Origin of the sequence: Cryobacterium sp. N22, from assembly GCF_002929555.1 — a bacterium.
Classification (GTDB): domain Bacteria; phylum Actinomycetota; class Actinomycetes; order Actinomycetales; family Microbacteriaceae; genus Cryobacterium.
The window spans coordinates 586170-610943 of sequence record NZ_PJJP01000039.1 but is presented as its reverse complement, the minus strand read 5'-3'; the positions used below and the strand labels follow the sequence as shown (position 1 = coordinate 610943).

At 68.7% G+C, this 24774-nt stretch carries 25 protein-coding genes and 1 pseudogene; 14 read left to right on the top strand and 12 right to left on the bottom strand.

Annotated features, from left to right (window positions below):
• Position 1 precedes the first annotated feature (1 nt).
• Genes CXY76_RS18315 through CXY76_RS18300 form a run of 4 tightly spaced genes read right to left on the bottom strand, consistent with a single transcriptional unit; the run spans position 2 to position 2761 of the window.
• Positions 2 to 814, bottom strand: a complete 813-nt coding sequence (locus CXY76_RS18315; protein ID WP_233200017.1) for an alpha/beta hydrolase — start codon at positions 812 to 814, stop codon at positions 2 to 4.
• A gap of 5 nt (positions 815 to 819) precedes the next feature.
• Positions 820 to 1428: an energy-coupling factor transporter transmembrane protein EcfT gene (locus tag CXY76_RS18310; RefSeq protein WP_104167019.1), complete on the bottom strand. Its 609-nt coding sequence runs from the start codon at positions 1426 to 1428 to the stop codon at positions 820 to 822.
• Positions 1425 to 2117: an energy-coupling factor ABC transporter ATP-binding protein gene (locus CXY76_RS18305; RefSeq protein ID WP_369826179.1), complete on the bottom strand. Its 693-nt coding sequence runs from the start codon at positions 2115 to 2117 to the stop codon at positions 1425 to 1427. The genes CXY76_RS18310 and CXY76_RS18305 overlap by 4 nt, the downstream gene beginning before the upstream one ends.
• A complete protein-coding gene (locus CXY76_RS18300; RefSeq protein WP_104167420.1) occupies positions 2114 to 2761 on the bottom strand; it encodes a biotin transporter BioY in 648 nt (215 codons plus the stop codon). The genes CXY76_RS18305 and CXY76_RS18300 overlap by 4 nt, the downstream gene beginning before the upstream one ends.
• 207 nt (positions 2762 to 2968) lie before the next feature.
• Here CXY76_RS18300 and CXY76_RS18295 point away from each other — a divergent pair, with 207 nt between their 5' ends.
• Complete coding sequence (locus CXY76_RS18295) at positions 2969 to 3244, top strand: GlsB/YeaQ/YmgE family stress response membrane protein (protein WP_088456667.1); 276 nt, start codon at positions 2969 to 2971, stop codon at positions 3242 to 3244.
• An 18-nt stretch (positions 3245 to 3262) separates the two neighbouring features.
• Here the strand turns inward: CXY76_RS18295 and CXY76_RS18290 are convergent.
• From CXY76_RS18290 to CXY76_RS18275, 4 genes and pseudogenes are all read right to left on the bottom strand, one after another.
• Positions 3263 to 5029, bottom strand: a pseudogene (locus CXY76_RS18290) (glycoside hydrolase family 15 protein); the annotation flags it as partial.
• 54 nt (positions 5030 to 5083) lie between these two features.
• Complete coding sequence (locus CXY76_RS18285) at positions 5084 to 5548, bottom strand: hypothetical protein (RefSeq protein ID WP_104167015.1); 465 nt, start codon at positions 5546 to 5548, stop codon at positions 5084 to 5086.
• Between the two features lie 105 nt (positions 5549 to 5653).
• On the bottom strand, positions 5654 to 5863 hold the full coding sequence (locus CXY76_RS18280) for a hypothetical protein (protein ID WP_104167013.1): 210 nt from the start codon (positions 5861 to 5863) through the stop codon (positions 5654 to 5656).
• 70 nt (positions 5864 to 5933) lie between these two features.
• Positions 5934 to 6728: a sugar phosphate isomerase/epimerase gene (locus CXY76_RS18275; protein WP_104167418.1), complete on the bottom strand. Its 795-nt coding sequence runs from the start codon at positions 6726 to 6728 to the stop codon at positions 5934 to 5936.
• 79 nt (positions 6729 to 6807) lie between these two features.
• On the opposite strand from CXY76_RS18275, the gene CXY76_RS18270 reads away from it, so the two are divergent.
• The 5 genes from CXY76_RS18270 (at position 6808) to ilvC (ending at position 14322) form a co-directional block, all read left to right on the top strand.
• Positions 6808 to 9075, top strand: coding sequence for a bifunctional alpha,alpha-trehalose-phosphate synthase (UDP-forming)/trehalose-phosphatase (locus CXY76_RS18270; protein ID WP_369826189.1), 2268 nt, complete (start codon positions 6808 to 6810; stop codon positions 9073 to 9075).
• A gap of 64 nt (positions 9076 to 9139) precedes the next feature.
• Complete coding sequence (gene ilvD / locus CXY76_RS18265) at positions 9140 to 10834, top strand: dihydroxy-acid dehydratase (protein WP_104167009.1); 1695 nt, start codon at positions 9140 to 9142, stop codon at positions 10832 to 10834.
• 37 nt (positions 10835 to 10871) lie between these two features.
• A complete protein-coding gene (locus CXY76_RS18260; RefSeq protein WP_104167007.1) occupies positions 10872 to 12701 on the top strand; it encodes an acetolactate synthase large subunit in 1830 nt (609 codons plus the stop codon).
• Positions 12702 to 12704: 3 nt separating this feature from the next.
• Complete coding sequence (ilvN, locus tag CXY76_RS18255) at positions 12705 to 13214, top strand: acetolactate synthase small subunit (RefSeq protein ID WP_088456661.1); 510 nt, start codon at positions 12705 to 12707, stop codon at positions 13212 to 13214.
• A gap of 79 nt (positions 13215 to 13293) precedes the next feature.
• Positions 13294 to 14322 carry a ketol-acid reductoisomerase gene (ilvC, locus tag CXY76_RS18250; RefSeq protein WP_104167005.1) on the top strand — a complete coding sequence of 343 codons (1029 nt, stop codon included), beginning with the start codon at positions 13294 to 13296 and terminating at the stop codon, positions 14320 to 14322.
• 299 nt (positions 14323 to 14621) lie between these two features.
• Here ilvC and CXY76_RS18245 read toward each other — a convergent pair whose 3' ends face one another.
• Complete coding sequence (locus tag CXY76_RS18245; protein WP_104167003.1) at positions 14622 to 15551, bottom strand: alpha/beta fold hydrolase; 930 nt, start codon at positions 15549 to 15551, stop codon at positions 14622 to 14624.
• Between the two features lie 55 nt (positions 15552 to 15606).
• Between CXY76_RS18245 and CXY76_RS18240 the strand changes: the two genes are divergently transcribed.
• The gene (locus tag CXY76_RS18240; RefSeq protein WP_104167001.1) at positions 15607 to 16269 is read left to right on the top strand and encodes a DUF998 domain-containing protein; all 663 of its coding nucleotides are present in this window, start codon (positions 15607 to 15609) and stop codon (positions 16267 to 16269) included.
• Positions 16270 to 16286: 17 nt separating this feature from the next.
• Here the strand turns inward: CXY76_RS18240 and CXY76_RS18235 are convergent, their stop codons facing one another.
• The gene (locus tag CXY76_RS18235; protein WP_233200010.1) at positions 16287 to 17156 is read right to left on the bottom strand and encodes a bifunctional 2-polyprenyl-6-hydroxyphenol methylase/3-demethylubiquinol 3-O-methyltransferase UbiG; all 870 of its coding nucleotides are present in this window, start codon (positions 17154 to 17156) and stop codon (positions 16287 to 16289) included.
• A gap of 78 nt (positions 17157 to 17234) precedes the next feature.
• Between CXY76_RS18235 and CXY76_RS18230 the strand changes: the two genes are divergently transcribed.
• The 3 genes from CXY76_RS18230 to CXY76_RS18220 are packed head-to-tail and all read left to right on the top strand — an operon-like array spanning position 17235 to position 19182.
• Entirely contained in the window at positions 17235 to 18290 is a 1056-nt protein-coding gene (locus CXY76_RS18230) for a zinc-dependent alcohol dehydrogenase family protein (protein WP_104166999.1), read from the top strand.
• 53 nt (positions 18291 to 18343) lie between these two features.
• Entirely contained in the window at positions 18344 to 18823 is a 480-nt protein-coding gene (locus CXY76_RS18225) for a DNA polymerase III subunit gamma/tau (RefSeq protein ID WP_104166997.1), read from the top strand.
• Positions 18823 to 19182, top strand: coding sequence for a hypothetical protein (locus CXY76_RS18220; protein ID WP_104166995.1), 360 nt, complete (start codon positions 18823 to 18825; stop codon positions 19180 to 19182). The genes CXY76_RS18225 and CXY76_RS18220 overlap by 1 nt, the downstream gene beginning before the upstream one ends.
• Positions 19183 to 19193: 11 nt before the next feature.
• Here the strand turns inward: CXY76_RS18220 and CXY76_RS18215 are convergent, their stop codons facing one another.
• Positions 19194 to 19595, bottom strand: coding sequence for a DoxX family protein (locus tag CXY76_RS18215; RefSeq protein ID WP_104166993.1), 402 nt, complete (start codon positions 19593 to 19595; stop codon positions 19194 to 19196).
• Between the two features lie 97 nt (positions 19596 to 19692).
• Here CXY76_RS18215 and serA point away from each other — a divergent pair, with 97 nt between their 5' ends.
• A complete protein-coding gene (gene serA / locus CXY76_RS18210; protein WP_104166991.1) occupies positions 19693 to 21285 on the top strand; it encodes a phosphoglycerate dehydrogenase in 1593 nt (530 codons plus the stop codon).
• Between the two features lie 63 nt (positions 21286 to 21348).
• Here the strand turns inward: serA and CXY76_RS18205 are convergent, their stop codons facing one another.
• Complete coding sequence (locus tag CXY76_RS18205) at positions 21349 to 21600, bottom strand: DUF6458 family protein (RefSeq protein WP_104166989.1); 252 nt, start codon at positions 21598 to 21600, stop codon at positions 21349 to 21351.
• Positions 21601 to 21771: 171 nt separating this feature from the next.
• On the opposite strand from CXY76_RS18205, the gene CXY76_RS18200 reads away from it, so the two are divergent.
• Genes CXY76_RS18200 through CXY76_RS18190 form a run of 3 tightly spaced genes read left to right on the top strand, consistent with a single transcriptional unit; the run spans position 21772 to position 24773 of the window.
• Positions 21772 to 22842 (top strand): 3-isopropylmalate dehydrogenase, encoded by a 1071-nt coding sequence (locus tag CXY76_RS18200; RefSeq protein ID WP_104166987.1) that lies wholly within the window; start codon positions 21772 to 21774, stop codon positions 22840 to 22842.
• 30 nt (positions 22843 to 22872) lie between these two features.
• A complete protein-coding gene (locus CXY76_RS18195) occupies positions 22873 to 23994 on the top strand; it encodes a branched-chain amino acid aminotransferase (RefSeq protein ID WP_104166985.1) in 1122 nt (373 codons plus the stop codon).
• Positions 23991 to 24773, top strand: a complete 783-nt coding sequence (locus CXY76_RS18190; RefSeq protein ID WP_104166983.1) for a fumarylacetoacetate hydrolase family protein — start codon at positions 23991 to 23993, stop codon at positions 24771 to 24773. The genes CXY76_RS18195 and CXY76_RS18190 overlap by 4 nt, the downstream gene beginning before the upstream one ends.
• Position 24774 lies beyond the last annotated feature (1 nt).

Below are 24774 nucleotides of genomic sequence, written 5' to 3'. Positions count from 1 at the left end.
GTCACTCCGATTGCATGAAGCGCAGCGCGGCAAAGGTCGAGAGCGCTTCGGTGATGGCCTGCTCCGACTCCGCCGGGCTGATCGTGGCCTCGCCGTCGCCGGGCTGGGCGCCGTAGGCGCCGAACGAGGCGTGGTTGGCCCCCTCGATCTCGACGAAGGTGGTGCCGGCGGGCAGCAGGTCCGCGGTCTCCTCGATCTTGGCCGGGGTGCTGAGGCCGTCCTCGCTGCCGCTGATGCTCAGCACGGGGAGTTCGTCGTCGACCGCCGCGGCGCAGTAGCTGCCGAACAGCACCAGCCCGGCCACCTGCGCGTCCGCCGCGTACATGCAGGCCCGCACCCCGCCGAGCGAGTGGCCGCCGACGAACCAGGCCGTCACGCCGGGGGCGGTGTCCGTGAAGGTGCCCAGAGGGCGCTGGTCGAAGAAGGCCAGGTTCAGCACCGGTTTGGTGATGACCACGGTCATCCCGGTCGCCTCAACGGTGCCGGACAACGTGGCGAGGTAGGCGTACGGGTCGACCTTGGCGCCGGGGATGAAGATCAGGCCCGCGGTGGAGGGCTTCTCCGCCGGGGTGATCACCACGGAGACGGCCGTGTCGGTCACGGTGACGGCTGGATTGTCGAACACCGCCTGGGCCGCGGCCCGGTCGGCAGGCATGACCAGCTGGGTCCAGATGAGAAAGGCGACGATCCCGAGCGCCAGGGCCGTGAGCGCGGTCCAGCCGGCGAACGCGATGCGGGCGCGAGTGCGGGACCGGGTGCGGGTTTTCCTGTCGGTCGTCCCCGGTACTGCGTCGTCAAGGTGCTCGGTTGTCACTGTGCTCAGTCGTCCAATCCGCGTGCGGCGAGGGCCTCTCCGATCGCATCGGCGGCGTACAACGAGCGTACGACGACAGGAACGGCCAGGGCGATGACGGAGCCCTGCGCGCCACGGGCCCGCCGGGCGTCGAGCACCTCTCCCACGATCTCCGCCACCAGCGGAATGCACCGGATGGTCAGGGCCACGAGCAGCCCCACCCTGTCGGCGTCCACCCAGCGCCGGAACGGCCGCAGGAGCAGCTGGAACGCTTCGAGCACCGCGGTGACCGTGGTGGTGAGGGTGAACAGGGCGGCGAGGGCCACCGCCACCACCAGCCGGCCGGCCATCAGACCGGCCGTGGTCCAGCCCTCGGCCGAGCCGCCGGCGACGAGCACCTGCACCGGCACGGCGAAGACCAGGATCCACAGGATCGGACCGATCTGCGGCCAGGCCGCGGTGGGCGGGATACCGGCCAGCGCGTACAGGGCGACCACGACCACGAGTTCGCCCGCGAGCACCAGCGGATCGGCCACCAGGCCGACGAGCACCATGGCGACGGCGAGCAGGGCCAGCTTGAGCACCGCCGGCGCGCGGTGCAGCAGTGAGGTCCCCGGCCGGTACAGCCCGATCATGCCAGCAGGCTCAGGTACGCGGTCAGCGCGGCCGCGGGAACGTCGTCGGCGACGACCCGGCCCTCGTCGATCACGAGCACCCTGTCGAAGCCGTCCAGCACCTCCAGGTCGTGGGTCACCACGATCACCTGCTGGGTCAGCGACACCAGCAGTCCGGTGATCAGGCGGGTGTTGCGGGCATCCAGCAGGGTGGTCGGTTCGTCGGCCACCACGATGCTGGGCCCGGCCACCAGCACCGCCGCCAGGGCCAGCAGCTGCTTCTGACCTCCGGACAGGCGGTGGGCGGGGCGATCGGCGAGGGCGGTGAGACCGAACCGATCGAGCGCCTCCGCCGTGCGGGCGGCGATCTCACCGGCGTCCAGGCCGCGCCGCCGCAGGGTGAAGGCCACATCCTCCTGCACCGTGGGCATCACGATCTGGTTGTCGGGGTTGGTGAAGATGAAACCCACCTCGCGCCGCACGAGCTTGGCCTGCCGGCGCACGTCCAGGCCGTTCACCGTGACCGTGCCGTGGGTCGGGGTGACCAGGCCGTTGATCATGCGCGCCAACGTCGACTTGCCGCTGCCGTTCGCTCCGACGATACCGATCCGGCGTTCGGTGAGATGCAGGTCGATGCCGCGCAGCACGGGCTGATCGTCGAAGCCGTGCGAGACGCCCTCGAACCGGATGCCGGCGGCGCTCACACTCACGCCCGGGTGTCGACGGGTACGGAAACCGGGGCCGCGCGGCGCGGGGTGATCAGGCCCGGGTACGCCCGGTGCACCTGCTTGGCGACGAGCACCGTCACGACCACCTTCACCAGGTCGCCGGGCAGGAACTTGGCGCTGTCGGCGGCGGCGGCCCACAGCGGCAGGCCCAGGTTGATGGCGGTGACGGGCACCCCGATCAGGTAGACGACCACGATGCCGCCGAGCGCGGTGGCGGCCAGGGCGGGCCAGAACGGGTAGCGCGGCAACAGCCAGGCGGTGAGGGCGCCGATCACGACGACGCCCAGCAGCCATCCGTAGGGGTAGCCGGCAGAGGGGGAGGTGGTGAACCAGACCAGGCCGCCGCGCCCGCCGGAGAGCAGCGGCAGCCCGGCCGCCGTGAGGACCAGCAACAGCAGCACGGCCAGGAAGCCCTTGCGCGCGCCGAGGATCGCGCCGGCCAGCATCACGCCGAGGGTCTGGAACGTGATCGGCACGGTGCTGGCACCCAGGGAGAGCGCGCCCGGGAAGCCGAGGGCGGCGATGAGGGCGGCGAAAATGGCGATCTGAGCGAGGTCGCGCACGCTGAGGCGGGCTGTGACTCTGCGGGCGGTGGCTTTACGGGCTGCAACGGTGGGGGCGGTCATGATCTTCAATCTAGGATTCCGCGAAGGGGCGCCGCAGTGGAATACCTACAAAGAATCCGGCCGAACGCTGGTCGCGGGTCGGGGCCGCGGCGCCCGGTCCGGATCTCCGCTGTCATCGGCACGACTATCCGTCGCACCTGTGCGGCTTTATGATCGTCGCAGCCGGCCGGAGAGTTCACCGACGCCGGGTCACGGAAGGCAGTTCTCATGGGTTTCTTCGGATTTCTCCTGCTCGGCCTACTGGCCGGCGCCCTGGCCAAGCTGATCCTGCCCGGCACGCAGGGTGGCGGCTGGTTCGTGACCCTGCTGCTAGGTGTGGTCGGCGCGTTGCTGGGCGGCTGGCTGGCCGGCCTGATCTTCGGGGTCGACATGGGGTCGTTCTTCGACCTGCGCACCTGGGTGATCGCCATTCTCGGGTCGATCATCGTGCTGCTCATCTACGGCGCGGCCACCCGAAACCGCGGTAGCAGCAGCTCGACCTGATCCGGCCCGTCGGTCCTCGGCCACGACGATGGCGTCGGCCGCGCGCACCAGAGCCAGGTGGGTGAGGGCCTGAGGGGTGTTCCCGGCGTGATGCCCCGTTGTCACGTCGTATTCCTCGGAGAGCAGTCCGACGTCGTTGGAGAGGCCGACAAGCCGGGTCATCAGCGCCTGCGCATCGTCGACGCGGCCGGACGCCGCGTACTGTTCGACCAGCCAGAACGAGCACGCCAGGAAGGGATGCTCACCGGCGTCGAGGCCGTCGAGAGCCGGATGGGTCGTGTAGCGCAGCACGAGGCCGTCTCGCAGCAGATCGGCCTCGATGGCGCGCACGGTGCCGAGCATGCGCGCATCCGTGGCCTCGCAGAAGCCCACCTGGGAGAGCACGAGCAGTGACGCGTCGACCTCTTCGCCGCCGAAATACTGTGTGTAGCAGCCGCGGGCCGCGTTGTAGCCGCGCTCCTCGATGTCGCTCCGCACCTCGTCACGGATGCGTCGCCACCGGTCGACCGGTCCGGGCAGGCCGTACTCGGTCACGCCCCGGACCGCCCGGTCGAAGGCAGCCCACACCATCACCCGGGAGTGGGTGAATTCCCGAGCGGGCCCGCGCACCTCCCAGATACCCTGATCGGGCCGATGCCAGTTCGCTTCGAGGTAGGTCATCAGTGACAGCTGCAGCGGCCAGGAAAACTCGGTTTCCTCCACTCCGGCGCCGCGGGCTTCGTGCAGGGCGATCATCACCCCGCCGACCGCGTCGGACTGGAACTGGCTGACGGCGCCGTTGCCCACCCGCACGGGCCCAGATCCGCGATGGCCGGGCAGGCTGGTCAGTTCCCGCTCGGGCAGGTAGCGTTCGCCGGCCAGGCCGTACATGATCTGCAGGTCGTTGGGGTCCCCGGCGATCGCCCGCAGCAGCCAGCCCCGCCAGGATTCGGCTTCGGCCTCGTAGCCGTGGGAGAGCAGCACCTCGAGGGTGAGCGACGCATCGCGGAGCCACACGTATCGGTAGTCCCAGTTGCGGGTGCCGCCGATGAGTTCAGGAAGCGAGGTGGTGGCCGCCGCGACGATGCCGCCAGTCGTCTCGTGGGTGAGGGCGCGCAGCACCAGCAGCGAGCGCACGACGGCGGCGCGGAACGGCCCGTCGTGGGTGCAGCTGTCCGCCCAGCCCGCCCACCAGGCCAAGGTTTCGCTGTAGACCTGCGGAATGTTCAGGGCCTGCGGAAGCGGCAGGTGCGAGGGGTACCAGGTGAGTTGGATGGTGACAGTCTCGGCCGCCGTGACCGTGAAGCGGGCCTCGTGCCGGTGGTCGGAGGCGTGCAGGGCGGGCCCGCGCAGCACGACTGCGTCGGGGCCGGCGACGGCGATGAGTCCGGGGGAGTGCTCGTGGCGAAGCTGCCGCACCCAGGGCACTGTGGCTCCGTAGCCGAACCGCAAGCGCAGGTCCTGGATCAGCTCGACGTGTCCGGTGAGCCCGCGCACGGTGCGCACGACGTCGGCGCGGCCGTCGCCGTGTGGCATGAAATCGACCACTTCCACGGTCCCGGTCGTCGTCGTCCAGACTGTGGAGAGGACGAAGCTCTCACCCAGGTAGGACCGGGTGCAGGTGGCCGCCGGGTCGGCGGGGGCCAGCAACCAGCGGCCCTGCTCTTCGGAGCCCAGGAGGGCGCCGAACATTGACGCGGAGTCGTAGCGGGGCAGACACAGCCAATCGATGCTGCCGTCACGGCCCACCAACGCGGCCGAATGGCAGTCGCTGATCAGTGCATAGTCCTCGATGTGCAGCGCCATGCAGTCATCCTCACACAGCGACGCGTGCGGCAGCTGGAGGCCCAGCTCCGGACTCTAGGCGACGAGGCGACTGACCGTGGCCGGTTCGGCGCGGGCGCCGGACGTCGGTTCGGCCCACACCGAGATCGGAGCCGGGTTCCAGGGCAGGGCGGTCGGCGCCGCACCGGAGGACACGAGGAGGGCGCCGGTGCTGACGGCGGTGATGCCGTCCACCGGAGTGTCGGTGCGGGGCTCGGCGATGTTGCGGGGCGCTGCCGGGGTGTCGGTGCGCAGGCGCATCGTCTCGGCGGCCAGGAGTTCGGTGAGGGTCTCGGCGATCTGGTGGGCCTTGAGCCCGTGGAAGATCACATCGGTGTCGTCGGCCCGGCGGGGGACCAGGGTCCAGGCTCCGTCGGCGCCGACGAGATCTGCCAGCGCGGCGTGGAGGTGTTCGAAGACCTCGGCGCGGCTGAGCTCTGCCGGAGCGGGTGCAACCGGGGCCTGGATGACGGGTGCGGTGCGACGTCTACGACCGAACATCGTGAGCCCCTTTCTGCTAACAACGCGAGAAGACCAGTTTCGCCTTCTCTACCCCGAAAACAGGGGGGACACGCCGCAGAACGGGGACTCGCGGAAGGATGCCCGCTAATTCACTCTCGCTGCCGTGGCGCCCGGCACTGATTTCTCGTCGGCGTCCTTCACGACGTTGCCGACGGCGACCGCGACACTCAGCCCCCAGCCGATCCAGGTGAGCACGAGGCGCCAGTCCCGCGGACCGTTCTTAGTGGCCTGCAGAATGTGCCAGCCGCCGACGACGACGCTGATCATTGCGGTGTTGAACAAGAACTTTCGCATGGCTACACGGTAGCCCAACCCCGCGAACTGCGAGCAAAGCCCCAAAAAACTCGAGTTCTAGGTGCTTAAGTCACAGTTCGCGGGTGTGGTGGCGGGCGAAGGCGAGGGTCTCGGCGAGCATGGCCAGGCGCTCCGGCTCGGTGCGGGCGGTCCGGGTGTTCACCTCGGCCACGATGGTGCCGTCCCAGCTCACCGCGGCGAGGTTCTGCAGCACCTCGGCCACCGGCTCGGTGCCGTGTCCGGGCAGCAGGTGTTCGTCGAAGACCCGGCCCTCATCGAGGGAGCCGGAACCGTCGCAGAGGTGCACGTGGCGCAGTCGCTCGCCCAGGGCTGTGGCCATGGCGAGGCTGTCCTGGCCGCTCAGCGCACAGTGCGAGAAGTCCAGGGTCACCGCGGCGCAGTCCATCACCGTGGTGTCCCAGCCGGGGGAGTATGCCTTGACGCCCCGCCCGCCGATCTTCCACGGGAACATGTTCTCGACGGCGATCTGTTGCCCCGTGACGGCGCCCAACTCGCGCACGATGTCGAGAAAGTCCTCCGCATAGCCGGCCTGCCACCGAAACGGCGGATGCACCACCACCGTCGATGCGCCGACCAGCCCGGCGAGCTCGGCTGACTTCTCCAGCTTCACCTTGGGGTCCCGGCCCCAGACGAAGTGGGTGAGCAGCAACACCGGGGCGTGAATCGAGAAGATCGGCAGGCCGTACCGCTCCGACAGCGCCATCAACGCCGCCGCATCCTGGGTGGCCTCGTCGCGGGTGACCATGATCTCGACGCCGTCGAAACCGGCCAGCTTCGCCAACCGGAACGCGTCTTCCAACGGAAGCGGGTAGACGCAGGTGGAGCTCATGCCGATGCGAATCACGGCGTCAGCATAGCCTTCGCTGGTAACCTCGAGGGGCAGCCAGGTGCACCGCAAAGGCGGGCACCGGAATGGATGAGTCATCGAAATCGCAGCAGACACCACCGCACCAGACACCGCACCGGAAACCAACGCAGAGCCCGGTCCCGATTCTGTCGCGCCCGGTCACTTCGACCTGGTCGTGGTCTCCAACCGGCTTCCGGTCGACTACGAACTCGCCGAGGACGGCACCGAAAGCTGGCGCACCTCGCCCGGTGGCCTGGTCACCGCGCTCGAGCCGATGATGCGCGCCTCCGACGGCGCGTGGGTGGGCTGGCCCGGCGTGGCCGACCGCGAATTCGAGCCCTTCGAAAACGACGGCATCTCGATCGTGCCCGTTCGGCTGAGCACCGAAGACCTCGAGCTCTACTACGAGGGCTTCTCCAACGACACCCTGTGGCCGCTCTACCACGACGTGATCGCCTCGCCCAGCTACCACCGTGAATGGTGGGAGGCCTACGTGCAGGTCAACCGCCGGTTCGCCACAGCGGCCGCCGCATCCGCAGCGCCCGGCGCCACGGTCTGGGTACACGACTACCAGCTGCAGCTGGTGCCGCGGATGCTCCGCGACGCCCGGCCCGACCTCGTGATCGGCTTCTTCAACCACATCCCGTTCCCGCCCTACGGCATCTTCGCCCAGCTGCCGTGGCGCAAGCAGATCCTCGACGGCCTGCTCGGCGCCGACCTCATCGGGTTCCAGCGACTGGCGGATGCCGGCAACTTCTCCCGCGCCGTGCGCCGCCTGTTCGGCTACGCCACCCGCGGTGTCGCCGTGGACGTGCCCAGCCAGAACGGCCAGCACCGCCGCGTCATCGCCAAGCACTTCCCGATCTCGATCGACGCCGAAGCCTACGAGGAAATGGCCAAGCGACCGGAGATCCAGGAACGCGCTCGCCAGATCCGCGAGGACCTCGGCAACCCCAAGACGATCATGCTCGGCGTGGACCGCCTGGACTACACCAAGGGCATCGGCCACCGCATCAAGGCCTTCGGTGAGCTGCTCGCCGACGGCACGCTGAACGTCGAGGACGTCACCCTCGTGCAGGTCGCCAGCCCGTCCCGCGAGCGCGTCGCCACCTACATGCAGCTGCGCGACGAGATCGAACTCGCCGTCGGCCGCGTCAACGGCGACTACTCCACCATCAGCCACACCGCCATCAGCTACCACCACCACGGTTACCCGCGGGAAGAGATGGTGGCGCTCTACCTGGCTGCCGACGTGATGCTCGTCACGGCGCTGCGCGACGGCATGAACCTCGTCGCCAAGGAGTACGTGGCGGTGCGCTACGACGGCGACGGCGTGCTCGTGCTCAGCGAATTCGCCGGCGCCGCCGACGAGCTCAAGCAGGCCGTGCTGATCAACCCGCACGACATCGACGGCATGAAGGCGTCGATCATGAAGGCCATGACCATGCCCAAGCGTGAACGCACCCGGCGGATGCGCGCGCTTCGCCGCAAGGTCTTCGACAACGACGTGGCCACCTGGTCAGCCTCGTTCCTGCAGACCCTCACCGGCGGGGCCGCCGTGCCCAGCGGCGTGCCGGAGAACCTCGTGTCGGCACTGAAGGACATCAGCTCGGCCGAGACCATCCTGGTGGCCCTCGACTTCGACGGCACCCTGGCGCCGCACGTCGACGAGCCCGAAGAGGCCCGGGCCGTCGACGGCACCCACGACGTGGTGCAGCGGCTGCTCGACCTGCCGGGCGTGCGTGTCGCGTTCGTGTCCGGCCGGGCGCTGGTGAGCCTCAAGCACGTGGCCGAACCGCAGACCGAGGTGTTGCTCACCGGGTCGCACGGCATCGAGGTGCAGCTGGACGACAACGGCATCGAACTGGGCCTGGTGCCCGCCGAACTCGAGCATCTCGACACCCTCACCCGGGTGCTCGAGCGCATCTCCGGGCCGGTGTTCGGCACCTGGCTCGAGCAGAAGCCGGCCGGCCTGGCCCTGCACACCCGCCTGGCCACCGCCCAGGATGGCCAGGCCGTGCAGCGCGAGGCCCGCAACCAGCTGGCCGAGCTGCTGCCGGCGCTCACCGTGCGCGAGGGCAAGAACGTTCTCGAGTTCTCGGTGCGCTCCAGCACCAAGGGCGACGCCCTCGAACGCCTGCGGGCGCACACCGGTGCCGACAGGGTGCTCTACGCCGGCGACGACGTCACCGATGAAGACGCCTTCACGGTGCTGGGCGAGGGCGACCTCGGACTCAAGATCGGACCGGGCGCCACGCTCGCCGGCTACAGGGTGCGGGGCCCGAAGGAGGTCACCCAGGTGCTGGCGCTCCTGGCCGACTTCCGCGGCGCAAGCCAGGCGTAACCAGCAGGTCCCCGCGCGTCGCGGGCGTGCCACCCGGCCGCCCGCGACGTTCTAGACTCTGTGCATGCCTGAGTTCGATATGAAGCCCCGTAGCCGCGACGTCACCGATGGCATCGAGGCCACCACCTCCCGCGGCATGCTCCGCGCGGTGGGAATGGGCGACGCTGACTGGGAGAAGCCCCAGATCGGCATCGCCAGCTCCTGGAACGAGATCACCCCGTGCAACCTGTCCCTGGACCGCCTCGCGCAGGCGTCGAAGGAGGGTGTGCACTCCGGTGGCGGCTACCCGCTGCAGTTCGGCACCATCTCGGTCTCCGACGGCATCTCCATGGGCCACGAGGGCATGCACTTCTCCCTCGTCTCCCGTGAGGTCATCGCCGACTCCGTCGAGGTCGTCATGCAGGCCGAACGCCTCGACGGTTCGGTGCTGCTGGCCGGCTGCGACAAGTCGCTGCCCGGGATGCTCATGGCCGCCGCGCGCCTGGACCTCGCCAGTGTCTTCCTCTACGCCGGTTCCATCGCACCGGGTTGGGTCAAGCTGAGCGACGGCACCGAAAAAGACATCACCATCATCGACTCGTTCGAAGCCGTCGGCGCGGTCAAGGCCGGCCGCATGAGCGTCGAAGACGCCAAGCGCATCGAGTGCGCCTTCGCCCCCGGCGAGGGTGCCTGCGGCGGCATGTACACCGCCAACACCATGGCCAGCGTCGCCGAGGCCCTGGGCATGAGCCTGCCCGGCTCCGCCTCGCCCGCCTCCGCCGACCGCCGCCGCGACTACTACGCGCACCGCTCCGGCGAGGCCGTCGTCAACCTCCTGCGCCTGGGCATCACCGCCCGCGACATCCTCACCAAGAAGGCATTCGAGAACGCCATCGCCGTGGCCATGGCCTTCGGCGGCTCCACCAACGTGGTGCTGCACCTGCTCGCCATCGCCCAGGAGGCCGAGGTCGAGCTCACCCTCGACGACTTCAACCGCATCGGTGACACCGTTCCGCACATCGGCGACCTCAAGCCGTTCGGCAAGTACGTCATGAACGACGTGGACCGTCACGGCGGAGTGCCCGCCGTGATGCGCGCCCTGCTCGAGGCCGGCCTCATCCACGGTGACGCCCTCACCGTCACCGGCAAGACCGTAGCCGAGAACCTCGCCGAGATCGACCCGCCCGAGCTCGACGGCAAGGTGCTGCGCACCCTGGACAACCCGATCCACGCCTCCGGCGGCATCACCATCCTCAAGGGCTCCATCGCCCCGGAGGGCGCCGTCGTCAAGACCGCCGGCTTCGACAGCGACATCTTCGAGGGCCCCGCCCGGGTCTTCGAGCGTGAGCGCGCGGCCATGGACGCCCTCACCGCGGGGGAGATCCTCAAGGGCGACGTCGTCGTCATCCGCTACGAAGGCCCCAAGGGCGGCCCCGGCATGCGCGAGATGCTCTCGATCACCGCGGCCATCAAGGGCGCAGGCCTCGGAGCCGATGTACTACTATTGACTGATGGTCGATTCTCAGGCGGCACAACCGGACTGTGTATCGGCCATATAGCACCCGAAGCGGTGGACGCAGGTCCGATCGCCTTCGTGCGCGATGGTGATCTGATACGGGTCGATATCGCAGCTCGCACGCTTGACCTACTGGTCGACCCAGCCGAGCTGGCCGCCCGCCGAGAAGGCTGGGCTCCACTTCCTCCCCGATACACCCGTGGCGTCCTCGCCAAGTACTCCAAGCTCGTGCAGTCCGCGGCCCTGGGTGCGACCACGGGATAATCGACACCATCCGTCACCGACTTAGGGATTTGCTCTCATGACCACGGAACCTTTGCCCGTGCCATCCGCCCCGACTCCCGGCGCGCCGTCCGCTCCGGCGGCCGACGCTGCGTCAGGAACGCCTGAGATCCTCACCGGCTCCGGCGCGATCCTGCGCACGCTCAAGCTGCTCGGCGTCACCGACGTCTTCGGGCTGCCCGGCGGCGCCGTCATCCCGCTCTACGACGAGCTGATGAACCAGGACGACATCCGCCACATCCTGGTGCGCCACGAACAGGGCGCCGGCCACGCCGCCGAGGGCTACGCGTCCTCGAGCAACCGGGTCGGGGTCGCCATCGCCACCTCCGGTCCCGGCGCGACCAACCTGGTCACGGCCATCGCCGACGCCTACATGGACTCGGTGCCGCTGCTGGCGATCACCGGTCAGGTGTTCTCCACCCTGATGGGCACGGATGCCTTCCAGGAGGCCGACATCGTCGGCATCACCATGCCGATCACCAAGCACTCCTTCCTGGTGAAGCGGCCCGAAGACATCCCCGCCGCCATCGCCTCGGCGTTCCTGATCTGCAACACCGGCCGCCCCGGCCCGGTGCTGGTGGACATCACCAAGGACGCCCAGCAGATGAAGGCGCCGTTCATCTGGCCGCCCAAGCTCGACCTGCCCGGCTACCGGCCGATCACCAAGGCGCACGGCAAGCAGGTGCAGGCCGCGGCAGCGCTGCTGGCCGGCGCCAGCAAGCCTGTCTTCTACGTGGGCGGCGGTGTCATCCGCGCCCAGGCCTCACCCGAACTGCTCGAGCTGGCCGAGCTGACCGGCACGCCGATCGTCACCACGCTGATGGCCCGCGGCGCGTTCCCGGACTCGCACAAGCAGCACCTGGGCATGCCCGGCATGCACGGTACCGTCTCGGCCGTGCTGGCTCTGCAGGAGGCCGACCTCATCATCGCCCTCGGCGCCCGCTTCGACGACAGGGTCACCGGCAAGGCGAGCGAGTTCGCGCCGAACGCCACCATCGTGCACGTGGACGTGGACCCGGCCGAGATCGGCAAGATCCGGGCCGCCGACGTTCCCATCGTGGGTGACGCCAAGGACGTGATCGCCGACCTCGCCGTGGCCTACCGCGAGGCGATCACCACGACGACCCCCGACATCACCGAGTGGTGGACCTACCTCAACGGCCTGCGCGAGAAGTTCCCGCTGGGCTACAGCGAACCGGCCGACGGCCTGCTCGCCCCGCAGTACGTGATCAAGCGCATCGGCGAGCTCACCGGCCCCGAGGGCGTCTACGCCGCCGGCGTCGGCCAGCACCAGATGTGGGCCGCGCAGTTCATCAAGTACGAGCGGCCGAACTCCTGGCTCAACTCCGGCGGAGCCGGCACCATGGGCTACTCCGTGCCCGCGGCCATGGGCGCCAAGGTCGCCGAACCCGACCGGGTCGTCTGGTCGATCGACGGTGACGGCTGCTTCCAGATGACCAACCAGGAGCTCGCCACCTGCACGATCAACAACATCCCGATCAAGGTGGCGATCATCAACAACTCGTCGCTCGGCATGGTGCGCCAGTGGCAGTCACTGTTCTACGACGGCCGGCACTCCTTCACCGACCTCAACACCGGTCACGGCACCGCGATGGTGCCCGACTTCGTGAAGATGGCCGACGCGTATGGCGCCCTGGGCATCCGGGTCACCAGCGCCGACCAGGTCGACGACGCGATCAAGCTCGCGCTGGCCACCAACGACCGGCCCGTGGTGATCGACTTCATCGTCAGCCGCGACGCCATGGTGTGGCCGATGGTGCCGCAGGGCGTCAGCAACAGCTTTGTGCAGTACGCCAAGGACCACGCCCCCACCTGGGAAGAGGAGTAATACATGAGTACCCACGTTCTCAGCCTCCTCGTCGAGGACAAGCCCGGCCTCCTGACCCGCGTTGCGGGCCTGTTCGCCCGGCGCGGCTTCAACATCGAGAGCCTCGCCGTCGGCCACAGCGAGATCCCCGGCCTGTCGCGCATCACGATCCTCGTCGACGTCGAGGACGCCCCGCTGGAGCAGGTGACCAAGCAGCTCAACAAGCTGATCAACGTCATCAAGATCGTCGAGCTCGACCCGAGCCAGTCGGTCCAGCGCGAGCACCTGCTCGTCAAGGTGCGGGCGGACAACACCACCCGGTCCCAGGTCCTCGAGGCGGTCACCCTGTTCCGTGCCCGCGTCGTCGACGTGTCCACGGATGCCGTCGTCATCGAGGTGACCGGCGACTCCGGCAAGACCCAGGCTTTCCTGCGGGTGCTCGAGCCCTACGGCATCAAGGAGATCGCCCAGTCGGGCCTCCTCGCCATCGGTCGGGGATCCAAGTCGATCACCGAACGCGTCTTCAAAAACTAATTCTCTAGGCCTCGACAAGCTCGACCCTCGACCAACGAAACTTTTCTCGACAAATACAACAACCAAGGAGAACACCACATTGTCTGAAATCTTCTACGACAAAGACGCCGACCTGTCCCTGATCCAGGGCAAGAAGGTCGCCGTCATCGGCTACGGCTCGCAGGGCCACGCCCACGCGCAGAACCTGCGCGACTCCGGCGTCGAGGTCGTCATCGGACTCAAGGAGGGCTCGAAGTCTCGTGCCAAGGCCGAAGAGGTCGGCTTCACCGTGAAGAGCGCCGCCGAGGCATCCGCCTGGGCCGACGTCATCGTGGTCCTCGCACCCGACCAGGTGCAGCGTCACCTGTACAAGAACGACATCCTCCCCAACCTCGCTGACGGCAAGGCCCTGGTCTTCGGCCACGGCTTCAACATCCGCTTCGGTTACATCGAGGCGCCCGCGGGCGTCGACGTGGTCATGGTCGCCCCCAAGGGCCCGGGTCACACCGTGCGTCGCGAATTCGAGGCCGGCCGTGGCGTTCCCGTCATCGTCGCCGTCGAGAAGGACGCCTCCGGCAATGCCTGGCCGCTGACCCTCAGCTACGCCAAGGCGATCGGTGGCCTGCGCGCCGCCGGCATCAAGACCACCTTCACCGAAGAGACCGAGACCGACCTGTTCGGCGAGCAGGCCGTTCTCTGCGGTGGCGCGTCGCAGCTGATCCAGTACGGCTTCGAGGTTCTCACCGAGGCCGGCTACCAGCCGCAGGTCGCCTACTTCGAGGTGCTGCACGAGCTCAAGCTCATCGTAGACCTGATGTGGGAGGGCGGCATCGCCAAGCAGCGTTGGAGCGTCTCCGACACCGCCGAGTACGGCGACTACGTCTCCGGCCCGCGCGTCATCGACCCGAGCGTCAAGGAGAACATGAAGGCCGTTCTCGCCGACATCCAGAACGGTGCATTCGCCGAGCGTTTCATCAACGACCAGGACGCCGGAGCACCCGAGTTCCTCGCCCTGCGCAAGAAGGGCGAAGAGCACCCGATCGAGGCCACCGGCCGCGAGCTGCGCAAGCTGTTCGCCTGGAACGCCTCGAACGACGACGACTACGTCGACGGCGAAGCAGCCCGCTAACCCGTACCCGTTTTCCCGAAGGGGCCAGTCATCCGACTGGCCCCTTCGGCGTGCCCAGCCCGCTCCGGCTGCCGATGATGGCGGATGCCCTGAGCAGCCACTTGAGGCCCGTTCCGCCGCCATTAGTGGGCACCAACTGGCCTCTCGGCGCGGCCCGCCCGCATCGACTTGCCGCAAAGTGCCCCTTCAGCGCGCCGCAAGGGGGGGTTTGCGGCGACTCGCGGAGGGGCCCCGCACCGACTTGCGGCAGCGTGCCCCCTCAAAGCGCCGCAAAGGGTTCGTTTGCGGCGACTCGCGAGCTAGTCGACCGGACGCACGGGCAGACACCGTGCGCGGATGTAGTGCGCGATCGGGTCCGGGGTGAGATACGCGAGATGGGAGGCGCCGGCGACCCGGTCCGGTTCGCGCGGATCGGCCGTTCCCGGCCTCCGACGCAGAGCCGTCAACGCCTTCGCGATCTCGCGGAAGACCTGAGGCGAGTCAGAGCCGGAGGCGAAGTGGAGGTCGGCCTGAGTCGCCCTGAGGGCCGCGCCGTCTACGGACTCCTCGGTGCGCGGCAGGTCGTCGCGGATGAAGTTCTCGGCCAGGGCCGCCCCGCGTTCGATGTACCACTCGAGCCCGGGCGGGGCGTCGAGCGGCCCCCGGCCCCCGTCATCGTTGGAACCGTCCCGGTCGGCGGCCTGGTCCCGTGCTGCGGCGCGGGCCACCACGGCCAAGGCGCCCAGCCAGTCGTCGGGGTGGTCCCGAAGGTGCTCCCGCACGGCGAGGGTGACGCTGGCGAGCAGAGCGGTACCGGCGTCCGTGGTGCGAAAGAAGCCCGGCTCGTAGACGAGAACCCGGCGAACCAGGTCGGGGTGCCGCACGGCGAGCCGCACCGCCACGATCCCGCCGGCGCTGGCGCCGAAGATCGCGGCCGGAGCGAGCCCGAGGCCATTCAGCAGTGCGGCGGCATCGTCGGCGTGGGCGTGCGAATCGCACGGCCAGCCCTCCCGGCTGCTCCGCCCGGTGCCGCGGGGATCCCAGGTCACCACGGTGAACCCGGCCAGCCGCTCGGCGATCGGCCGGAACATTTCGGCGTCGTCGCTGGCGGCGCCGATGATGAGCAGTGACGGGCCGGTGCCGCGCACCTCGGCGTACAGCCGGCATCCGTTCACGTCGTACCTGCCCACGGTCGGAGCGGGCGCGCCGGGAACGGCGAAAGGAATGTCGTGGGACTCGTCGTGAGCCATGGCTGCAGCCTAGGAGCAGGACCGACGTCCCGATAGGCTTCCGCAGGTGAACGCTATGAACGCCGGCCGCCCCGCCCGGTCGACCGTCCGTCCGACTCCTCGCCTGTTGGCTACCGTCGCACTGGCCGGCGCCGTGCTCTACGTGCTGGTCGACATCGTGCTGCAGCTGCTGCCACCGCACTACAGCGTGATCTCGGAGGCCGAGAGCAACCTCGCGGTGGGGCCGTACGGCTGGATCATGAACCTGAACTTCCTGGCCAGGGGAGTGGTAACCGTCTGCGCGGTCGCCGCACTCTCCTCGTTCGGTCCGCGGTCGCGGCTGCGGCAGACCGGTCTGGCCCTGATGCTGTTCGCCGGGGCGTGCTCTGCGGCGCTGGCGTTCCTGCCCACCGACATCCCGCCCGCCGACGCGCCCGGGCTCGGCCCGACCACCGCGCTCGGCACCGCGCATCTTTTCGTCGCCGCCGCGGGCTTCGTCACCGCTCTGGTGGCCTTCGCCCTGTTGACGGCCTGGCTGCGTGGCAGCGACCTGCCCGGCGCCTATCCGGCCGCCGCCGTGCTCACCGGTGTCGCCGCCGTCGGCCTGGTCTCGCTGGGCCTCGCCGCCGCCGTCGCGCCCGGGCTGCACGGTCTCGCCGAGCGGGTCTGCCTGGCCGGGGTGCAGGGCTGGGTCATCGCCGTGACCCTGGCCGTGCGCAGGGCCGGGCGGCGCCGCTGATTCGCAGCCCGCCCTCCTCAGGCGAGCGGCTTCACCGCTTGGAGCGTGTAGCTCAGTGGCGCGACCCCGGCCCGCTCACCGAGCGCGAACTCCCCGTCTGGGCGTTCGACCATCTGGCCGGGCAGGGCCTCCCACGGCACGCTGTCGTGTTCGACGAGCATCGTCAGGGTCAGGCCCGCCTCCAGCAGTGCCGTCACGATCTCGCCGATCCCGTGGTTCCACTCGTAGGTCTTCGTGTTGGTGATCGGCCGGTCCGTTACGACGTAGCTGGAATCGTCGTCCCATTCCACCGGTTCCTGCTGCTCGAAGTAGGGGAAGCGCAGGTGCAGGTCATCGGCGAGCCTGTCGTCCATGGACCACAGGATCGGGTGGCCTTCACGGAGGAAGAGGCGCCCGCCCGGAACCAACAGCCCGGCGACGACGGCCGCCCACCGGTCGATGCTGGGCAGCCAGCACAGCGCGCCGATGCCCGTGTAGACCAGGTCGAAGCCGGCCGGCGGAAGAACACTGAGCGCCGAGTACACATCGGATTCGACGAACTCGACGGCGTCCCCGGTTTCGGCGACCAGGGCGCGGGCCTCCGCGAGGGCCACCGGAGAGAAGTCCAGCCCGGTGACCCTGGCGCCGAGCCGGGCCAGCGAGAGCGTGTCGGTTCCGATGTGGCACTGCAGGTGCACGGTCGCCAGCCCGGCGATGTCGCCCAGCCGCTCGCGATCGAAGCGCACGACATCCGAGACCAGCGCGGGATCGACCACGTACCGTTGCACGCCGTAGCCGAGTCCGGTGCGCACCGCGTGGGCCACGGCCCGGTCGTCCCAGTTCGCGCGGTTGGTGTCGAGATGGTGCTGCATGGTCAACCAGTTCCGCTCGGGGTCGAACGAGCCCACCAGACTACCCCGCGAGTACCATGGCGCGCATCAGCGGGGGCGGCGCCACCAACATCCCATCTCGAAGGAGCGTCCATCGTGAAAGCACTCGTTTACGGCGGCCCGGGCGTGAAGTCCTGGACCGACGTGCCGGACCCGCAGATCGTGCGCCCGACCGATGCGATCGTGCGCATCGACACCACCACCATCTGCGGAACCGACCTGCACATTCTCAAGGGCGACGTGCCCGCCGTGACGCCCGGGCGCATCCTGGGCCACGAGGGCGTCGGTACCGTCGTCGCGGTGGGGGAGTCGGTGGAATCCATCGCCGTGGGCCAGCGGGTGCTGATCTCCTGCATCAAGTCCTGCGGGCACTGCGCGAACTGCAAGACCGGCCTGTACTCGCACTGCCTCGGCGACGAGGGCCGCTCGGGCATCGGCTGGGTCTTCGGTCACCTCATCGACGGAACCCAGGCCGAGCTGGTGCGGGTGCCGTACGCCGACAACTCGCTCTACCCGCTGCCGGACTCCGTCACAAACGCGGAGGCCGTGATGCTCTCGGACATCCTGCCCACCGGGTTCGAGATCGGCGTGCAGTACGGACAGGTGGCACCCGGCGACGTGGTGGCCGTGATCGGCGCCGGTCCGGTGGGCCTGGCCGCCATTGCCACGGCGGGGCTCTACGGCGCCGGGGCGATCGTGGCCGTCGACATCGACGAGAACCGGCTTGAACAGGCCAAGACCTTCGGGGCCACCCACACCGTGCGCTCCGGCCGACCCGAGTGGCGGGACGAGGTGCTCGCCGTCACCGACGGTGCCGGCGTCGACGTGGCCATCGAGGCCGTAGGGATCCCGGAGACCTTCACCATGGCCACCGAGATCGTGCGGCCCGGCGGGCACCTGGCCAACGTGGGCGTGCACGGCAAACCCGTGCCGCTGCACGTCGAGAACCTGTGGATCCAGAACATCAGCATCAGCATGGGCCTGGTGAACACCAACACCACTCCGATGCTGCTGAAGCTGGTGGCCCAGCACAAGATCCCCGCGGACCGGCTGGTCACCCACACCTTCGACTTCGACCACGTGGAGGACGCCTACGACACGTTCTCCAGGGCCGCCGAAACCCACGCTCTCAAGGTGCTGATCAGCCACTGACCGGCGCGGTTCGTCGAACACGCGGGTCGGGGGCGGTCGAATAGGCTGAACGCATGACTTCTTCTCGGGATGACGACGCGCTCGGCTGGGCCGGCGACGACGACCCCACGCTTGTGTCCGGCAGCCCCAGCACGCCCGAGCCGGGAAGCTCGACCACGCCCGAGCCCGGCGCAGACCTTCCCGAGGGCTGGGCCGTCACCGGGTCGCCGGGCGGCTACGTCGACGCTCCCGAGGGCAAGGCGCCGCTGTCGTCGCCGGCCCTCGTCGGCCTGGGCATCCTCGCCGGCGTCTACCTGCTCTACACGATCGGCTGGTTCATCGGGGTCGGGCGCATCGACAACCCGCTGACCGACCCGCTGGCCCAGTTCATGTTCTCGCTGGGCACCTGGTTGGCCGTGGCCGCACCGCTCGTGTGGTTCGCCGCCTCGTACTGGCTCACCCGCGGCACGCCGCGCCTGCGCTGGACCTGGCTCATCCTGGGCGTCGTGCTGCTGGCCCCGCTGCCCTTCATCGCCGGAACCGGGGGACTCTAATGAGCACTGACACCACCGCACCGAAGCGCACCCGCCGCACCCCGGCGTGGCTCTCCGCGACCATCGCCATCCTGTTCGGGCTGTTCTACGCGTACAGCGCGTGGTCCGGCCTGGGCAACCTGATCGGGCTCAACAGTGCCGCCCAGGGATTGGACACATCGCTCAGCGGCTTTGGCTGGGGTGTTCTGCTGGTCGGCGTCTTGGCGCCGGTCGTCGTTTTCGGTCTTGCCTTCTGGCTCGGCCGTCGCCGCGAAGCTGGTCCCCAGGCCCTGATCCTGCTTGCCGGCCTGGCTCTCGTTTCCGCGCTGGCTCTCGACGTTTACGTCTTGGGATTCTCTTTCGGCAGCCTGATCGTCTAGCGAACCCTGGCTCAGCCGGCCAGGCCCGCCACGAGCACCAGACCGATCAGCACCAGCTGGCCGAGCAGTCGCGGAACCACCGGAATCGCGACCGCGCCGAACCGGTCCTTGTGCCGGGCCGCGTAGGCGTTGGCGGGAAACACGGCCACGAGAAACACGGCCAGGGCGACACCGGACGTAACACGGGTGGATTCGAGAAGCAGCCCGATGCCGCCCGCGATCTCGCAGAGACCCGTGAAGATCACGAGGTTCCGCGGTGCCAACACGCCCCGCACGCGCAGTCGTGGCGGGATCATGGCCGACATCGTGCGCTGAACCGCGGGCGCGAAATGGCTGATCCCGGCGGCGACGAACACCACAGCCAGGACGATTCTCAGCACGGTTAGGACGTTGGTCACTGACTCGGGGCTCATCGCTCCATTCTGGTGCCAGTAAGGTGTTGTGGTATCTGGCGCCCCACCGTCGAGGCGCGAGCTTCCCTCGCCCGACGCTTTCTAAGGATCTGTTTTCGTGTCGAAGCCCGTCGTATTAATCGCCGAAGAACTCTCGCCCGCCACAGTCGATGCCCTCGGGCCCGACTTCGACGTAGTCAACGTCGACGGCACTGACCGTGCCGCACTGCTCTCTGCGCTGGCTTCCGCCAACGCCATCCTGGTTCGCTCCGCGACCAAGGTCGACGCCGAGGCCCTCGCCGCCGCACCGAACCTGAAGGTCATCGCCCGCGCCGGTGTCGGCCTCGACAACGTCGACATCAAGGCCGCGACCGCGGCCGGTGTCATGGTCGTCAACGCCCCCACCTCCAACATCATCTCCGCCGCCGAACTCACCGTCGGCCACATCCTCAGCCTGGCCCGCCACATCCCGCCGGCGCACGGCGCGCTCGCGCAGGGCCAGTGGAAGCGCTCCAAGTACACCGGCATCGAGCTGTACGAAAAGACCGTCGGCATCATCGGCCTCGGCCGCATCGGAGCCCTGGTGGCCGCCCGCCTGCAGGCGTTCGGTGTGAACATCATCGCGTTCGACCCGTACATCACCTCGGCCCGCGCTCAGCAGCTCGGTGTGCACCCGGTGAGCCTGGACGAACTGCTCGCGCAGTCCGACTTCGTCACCATCCACATGCCGAAGACCCCCGAGACCACCGGCATGATCAGCGCCCCGCAGTTCAAGCTGATGAAGCCCACCGCGTACGTCGTCAACGTCGCCCGCGGCGGACTCATTGACGAAGCCGATCTGTACACGGCCCTCGTCGACGGCACCATCGCCGGCGCCGGCCTTGACGTCTTCGTCAACGAGCCGCCGACAGGGTCGCCGTTGCTCGGCCTGGACAACCTGATCAGCACCCCGCACCTCGGCGCGTCCACCGACGAGGCCCAGGAGAAGGCCGGCGTCTCGGTCGCCAAATCGGTGCGCCTGGCGCTGTCGGGCGAACTCGTGCCCGACGCCGTCAACGTGGCCGGCGGCATCATCGACCCGACGGTCCGCCCCGGCATCCCGCTCGTGGAGAAGCTCGGCCAGGTGTTCTCCGGACTCGCCGCGCACAGCCCGCTCACCAGCGTCGACATCGAGGTGCGCGGCGAGATCGTCGAGTTCGACGTCGCGGTGCTCAAGCTCGCCGCGCTCAAGGGCATCTTCACCAACGTGGTCAGCGAAACCGTCTCGTACGTCAACGCGCCCCTGCTCGCCGAGCAGCGCGGTGTCGCGGTGCGCCTGATCACCGAGTCCGAATCGCCCGAGTACCGCAACCTGATCACCCTGCGTGGCGCCCTGGCCGATGGTTCGCAGGTCTCGGTATCTGGCACCCTGGTGGGCACCAAGCAGATCGAGAAGATCGTCGAAGTGAACGGCTACGACGTCGAGGTGCCGTTCGCAGAGCACCTCATCGTCATGCTGTACACCGACCGCCCCGGCATCGTCGCGGTTTACGGCCGCGAGTTCGGCGACGCCGAGATCAACATCGCCGGCATGCAGATCGCGCGGCACGAGGCCGGCGGCCGGGCGCTCAGCGTGCTGACCGTCGACTCGCCCGTGCCGGCAGCGCTGCTCGCCTCGCTCCGCGTGGCGATCGAGGCCGACGTGCTCGTCGCCATCGACATCACCGAGTAACCAGCAGTACGAACAAAAAAGCCCCGGATGCGAATCCGGGGCTTTTTTGGTGGGGGAGCGAGATCACACGTCGTCGATCGAGCGCTCCTGCTGAACTGTGCGCTCTCCGCTGACCGGGTCCACGGCACTGCGGGTGGTGCTGATGCTGCTGCGGCGGCGGGTGAGCAAGACCAGGCCGAGCACGAAGATGAGGGCGCCGGCCCCCATCAGGATGTATCCGACGAGGTCGAGATCGATCCAATCGACCTGGATGTTCAGGGCCCACACCAGGATGGCGCCGACGACGAAGAGGAAGATTCCCAATCCGATACTCATAGTGACTGCTTTCTTCGGGAGCGGCACATGCGCGTCGGCGACGCGCACGGTCAGGGTTCCCAAGCATAGACAGCGGAATGCGCACAGTAGGGTTGATTTGCAGGGTATCTCCAAGCCAATCTCGCGCCAATATCGCCAGCCCACCGGCTGCCTCACCGTAATCGGAGCCGCATGTCACGCTCAGTCAAGCTCGCAGTCATCGCCGGAGACGGCATCGGCCCGGAGGTCGTCGCCGAAGCGCTGAAGGTGCTCGACGCCGTGACCGCAGCCGAGCCCGTCGACTTCGAGCTCACCCACTTTTCGCTCGGTGCCACCCGGTTCCTGGAGACCGGCGATGTCCTCACCGACGACGACCTCGCCGCCATCAGCGCCCACGACGCCATTCTGCTCGGCGCCGTCGGCGGTGTGCCGGGCGACCCGCGCCTGAAGAACGCCAACATCGAGCGCGGGCTGCTGCTCAAACTGCGTTTCTCCCTGGACCACTACGTGAACCTGCGCCCCAGCGTTCTCTATCCCGGCGTGCCCAGCCCGCTCGGCGCCCCCGGCGAGGTCGACTTCGTGGTGGTGCGCGAGGGCACCGAAGGCCCCTACGTCGGCAACGGCGGAACCATCCGCCAGGGCACGCCGCACGAGGTGGCCAATGAGGTTTCGGTCAACACGGCGTTCGGTGTGGAGCGGGTCGTGCGCTTCGCATTCGAAGCGGCGCGGAACCGCCCGCGCAAGCGTCTGACTCTGGTGCACAAAACCAACGTTCTCGTCTTCTCGGGCAGCCTGTGGCAGCGCCTCGTCACCGAGGTCGCCGCCGAATACCCTGACGTGGCCGTGGATTACCTGCACGTGGACGCGGCGACGATTTTTCTCGTCACGAATCCGGGTAGATTTGACGTCATCGTCACGGACAACCTCTTCGGCGACATTCTCACTGACCTGGCAGCGGCAATCAGCGGCGGCATCGGCCTGGCGGCATCCGGAAATATCAATCCGGAAGGTCGCTTCCCCAGCATGTTCGAACCCGTTCACGGTTCGGCACCCGACATCGCGGGCCGGCAGCTGGCCGATCCCACGGCGGCGATCCTCTCTGTCGCGCTCCTCTTGAACCACCTCGGTCTCACGGATGCGTCGGCCAGGGTGAGCGCGGCCGTCACGGCCGACATCATCGCCCGCAGCGTCGGTGCCCAGCCACGATCCACCAGCGCCGTCGGCGATGCCATCGTGACCCGCCTGACCGACACTCCCGCCTAACCGCACTCCCGTCTAAGACAAGGGACTCCCATGAGCCAGCAGACCACCACCTTCCCGCTCGAGTTCGAGCTCACGCCGTCCCAGACGGCCCGCAGCATCGCTGAGCGCGAGACGATCCTCGCCGACCCCGGCTTCGGCAAGCACTTCACCGACCACATGGTCACCATCGACTGGACGATCGAGAAGGGCTGGCACGACGCCAGGGTCACGCCCTACGGGCCGCTGCTGCTCGACCCCGCCTCCTCGGTGCTGCACTACGGCCAGGAGATCTTTGAGGGCATGAAGGCGTACCGCCACGCCGACGGCTCCATCTGGACGTTCCGGCCGGAGAAGAACGCCGAACGCCTGCAGAGCTCGGCCCGCCGGTTGGCGCTGCCCGAACTCTCGGTGGCCGACTTCATCGAATCGGTCAAGCAGATGATCGCCGTCGACGGCTCCTGGGTTCCCGACGCCCCCGAGACCAGCCTGTACCTGCGCCCGTTCATGATCGCCAACGAGAGCTTCCTCGGCGTGCGGGCCGCGCACAAGGTGGGCTACTACGTGATCGCCAGCCCCGCCGGCGCCTACTTCACCGACGGCGTCGCCCCGGTGAAGATCTGGTTGTCCACCGAGTACTCCCGCGCCGGTCGCGGCGGCACCGGAGCCGCCAAGTGCGGTGGCAACTACGCGGCCTCCCTGCTGCCGCAGCAGGAGGCCTACGACAACGGCTGCGCCCAGGTGCTCTTCCTCGACGGGGAGACCGGCACCCACATCGACGAACTCGGCGGCATGAACGTGTTCTTCGTGCACGGCACCGACACCCTCGTCACCCCCCGCCTGACCGGCACCATCCTCGAGGGCGTCACCCGCGACAGCATCATCCAGCTCGCCCGCGACCGCGGCATGACCGTGATCGAGCGCGACGTGACGGTGGACGAGTGGCGTGACGGCGTGGCATCCGGTGAGATCACCGAGGTGTTCGCCTGCGGCACCGCCGCTGTGGTCACCCCGATCGCCCAGCTCAAGGGCGCCGGTTTCACCATCGGCGACGCCGACGCTCCCGCGGGGCAGATCACCCTGGCGCTCCGCCAGGAACTCACCGACATCCAATACGGCCGGCTGCCCGACCGGCACGGCTGGTTGATGCGCCTGGACGCCGAGGTGACCGCGTGAAGATCGCCCGGTTCAGCCACGCCGGAACCATCGCTTTCGGCATCATCGACGACGATGAACTCGTCGTCCTCACCGGCGACCCGATGTTCTCCGGCTACAACCCCACCGGCGCACGCCTGCCGCTGGTGGATGTGGCGCTGCTGGCGCCCGTGATTCCCCGCTCCAAGGTCGTGGGCCTGGCCGGCGCCTACTTCGCGGATGCCGCGGAGAAGGCCGCGGCGCTGGCCGCGCCGGGGGAGCCCGCCGAGCCGCGCTTCTTCCTCAAGCCCAACACCACCGTCGTGGGACCGAACGATCCCATCGTGCTGCCCGCGGCATCTGACGACGTGCGCGTCGAGGGTGAGCTGGCCATCGTGATCGGCCGGGTCGCCAAGAACGTCAGCGTCGCCGATGCGCCAGGGGCCATCTTCGGCTACACGATCGCCAACGACGTCACCGCCGTCGACCTGGGGGAGGCCGACAGCCACGGAGCCCGGGCCAAGAGCTTCGACTCCTTCTGCCCGCTCGGTCCCGTCATCGACACCGAGTTCGACCCCACGGATGGCCGGGTCCTCGGCCGGGTCAATGACACCGAGTTCCAGAGCGGAGAGGTGTCGCTGCTGGCGTTCTCGATGGCGGAGATCGTCTCGTTCCTCTCGCACTCGTTCACCCTGCTGCCCGGCGATGTGATCCTCACCGGCTCTTCCAGTGCCGCGCGGCGGGTGTCGGACGGCGAGACGGCGAGCATCGAGATCCCCGGCCTCGGCGTGCTCACCAACCCGGTTCGGCGCCAGGCCTAAC

Coding starts and splice junctions, on each gene's coding strand:
- CXY76_RS18295 (WP_088456667.1), top strand. CDS start 2,969: ATGGGTTTCTTCGGATTTCTCCTGCTCGGCCTACTGGCCGGCGCCCTG.
- CXY76_RS18260 (WP_104167007.1), top strand. CDS start 10,872: ATGACCACGGAACCTTTGCCCGTGCCATCCGCCCCGACTCCCGGCGCG.
- CXY76_RS18280 (WP_104167013.1), bottom strand. CDS start 5,863: ATGCGAAAGTTCTTGTTCAACACCGCAATGATCAGCGTCGTCGTCGGC.
- CXY76_RS18225 (WP_104166997.1), top strand. CDS start 18,344: ATGACTTCTTCTCGGGATGACGACGCGCTCGGCTGGGCCGGCGACGAC.
- CXY76_RS18220 (WP_104166995.1), top strand. CDS start 18,823: ATGAGCACTGACACCACCGCACCGAAGCGCACCCGCCGCACCCCGGCG.
- ilvD (WP_104167009.1), top strand. CDS start 9,140: ATGCCTGAGTTCGATATGAAGCCCCGTAGCCGCGACGTCACCGATGGC.
- CXY76_RS18240 (WP_104167001.1), top strand. CDS start 15,607: ATGAACGCCGGCCGCCCCGCCCGGTCGACCGTCCGTCCGACTCCTCGC.
- CXY76_RS18310 (WP_104167019.1), bottom strand. CDS start 1,428: ATGATCGGGCTGTACCGGCCGGGGACCTCACTGCTGCACCGCGCGCCG.
- CXY76_RS18245 (WP_104167003.1), bottom strand. CDS start 15,551: ATGGCTCACGACGAGTCCCACGACATTCCTTTCGCCGTTCCCGGCGCG.
- CXY76_RS18205 (WP_104166989.1), bottom strand. CDS start 21,600: ATGAGTATCGGATTGGGAATCTTCCTCTTCGTCGTCGGCGCCATCCTG.
- CXY76_RS18195 (WP_104166985.1), top strand. CDS start 22,873: ATGAGCCAGCAGACCACCACCTTCCCGCTCGAGTTCGAGCTCACGCCG.
- CXY76_RS18215 (WP_104166993.1), bottom strand. CDS start 19,595: ATGAGCCCCGAGTCAGTGACCAACGTCCTAACCGTGCTGAGAATCGTC.
- ilvN (WP_088456661.1), top strand. CDS start 12,705: ATGAGTACCCACGTTCTCAGCCTCCTCGTCGAGGACAAGCCCGGCCTC.
- CXY76_RS18300 (WP_104167420.1), bottom strand. CDS start 2,761: ATGACCGCCCCCACCGTTGCAGCCCGTAAAGCCACCGCCCGCAGAGTC.
- CXY76_RS18285 (WP_104167015.1), bottom strand. CDS start 5,548: ATGTTCGGTCGTAGACGTCGCACCGCACCCGTCATCCAGGCCCCGGTT.
- CXY76_RS18200 (WP_104166987.1), top strand. CDS start 21,772: ATGTCACGCTCAGTCAAGCTCGCAGTCATCGCCGGAGACGGCATCGGC.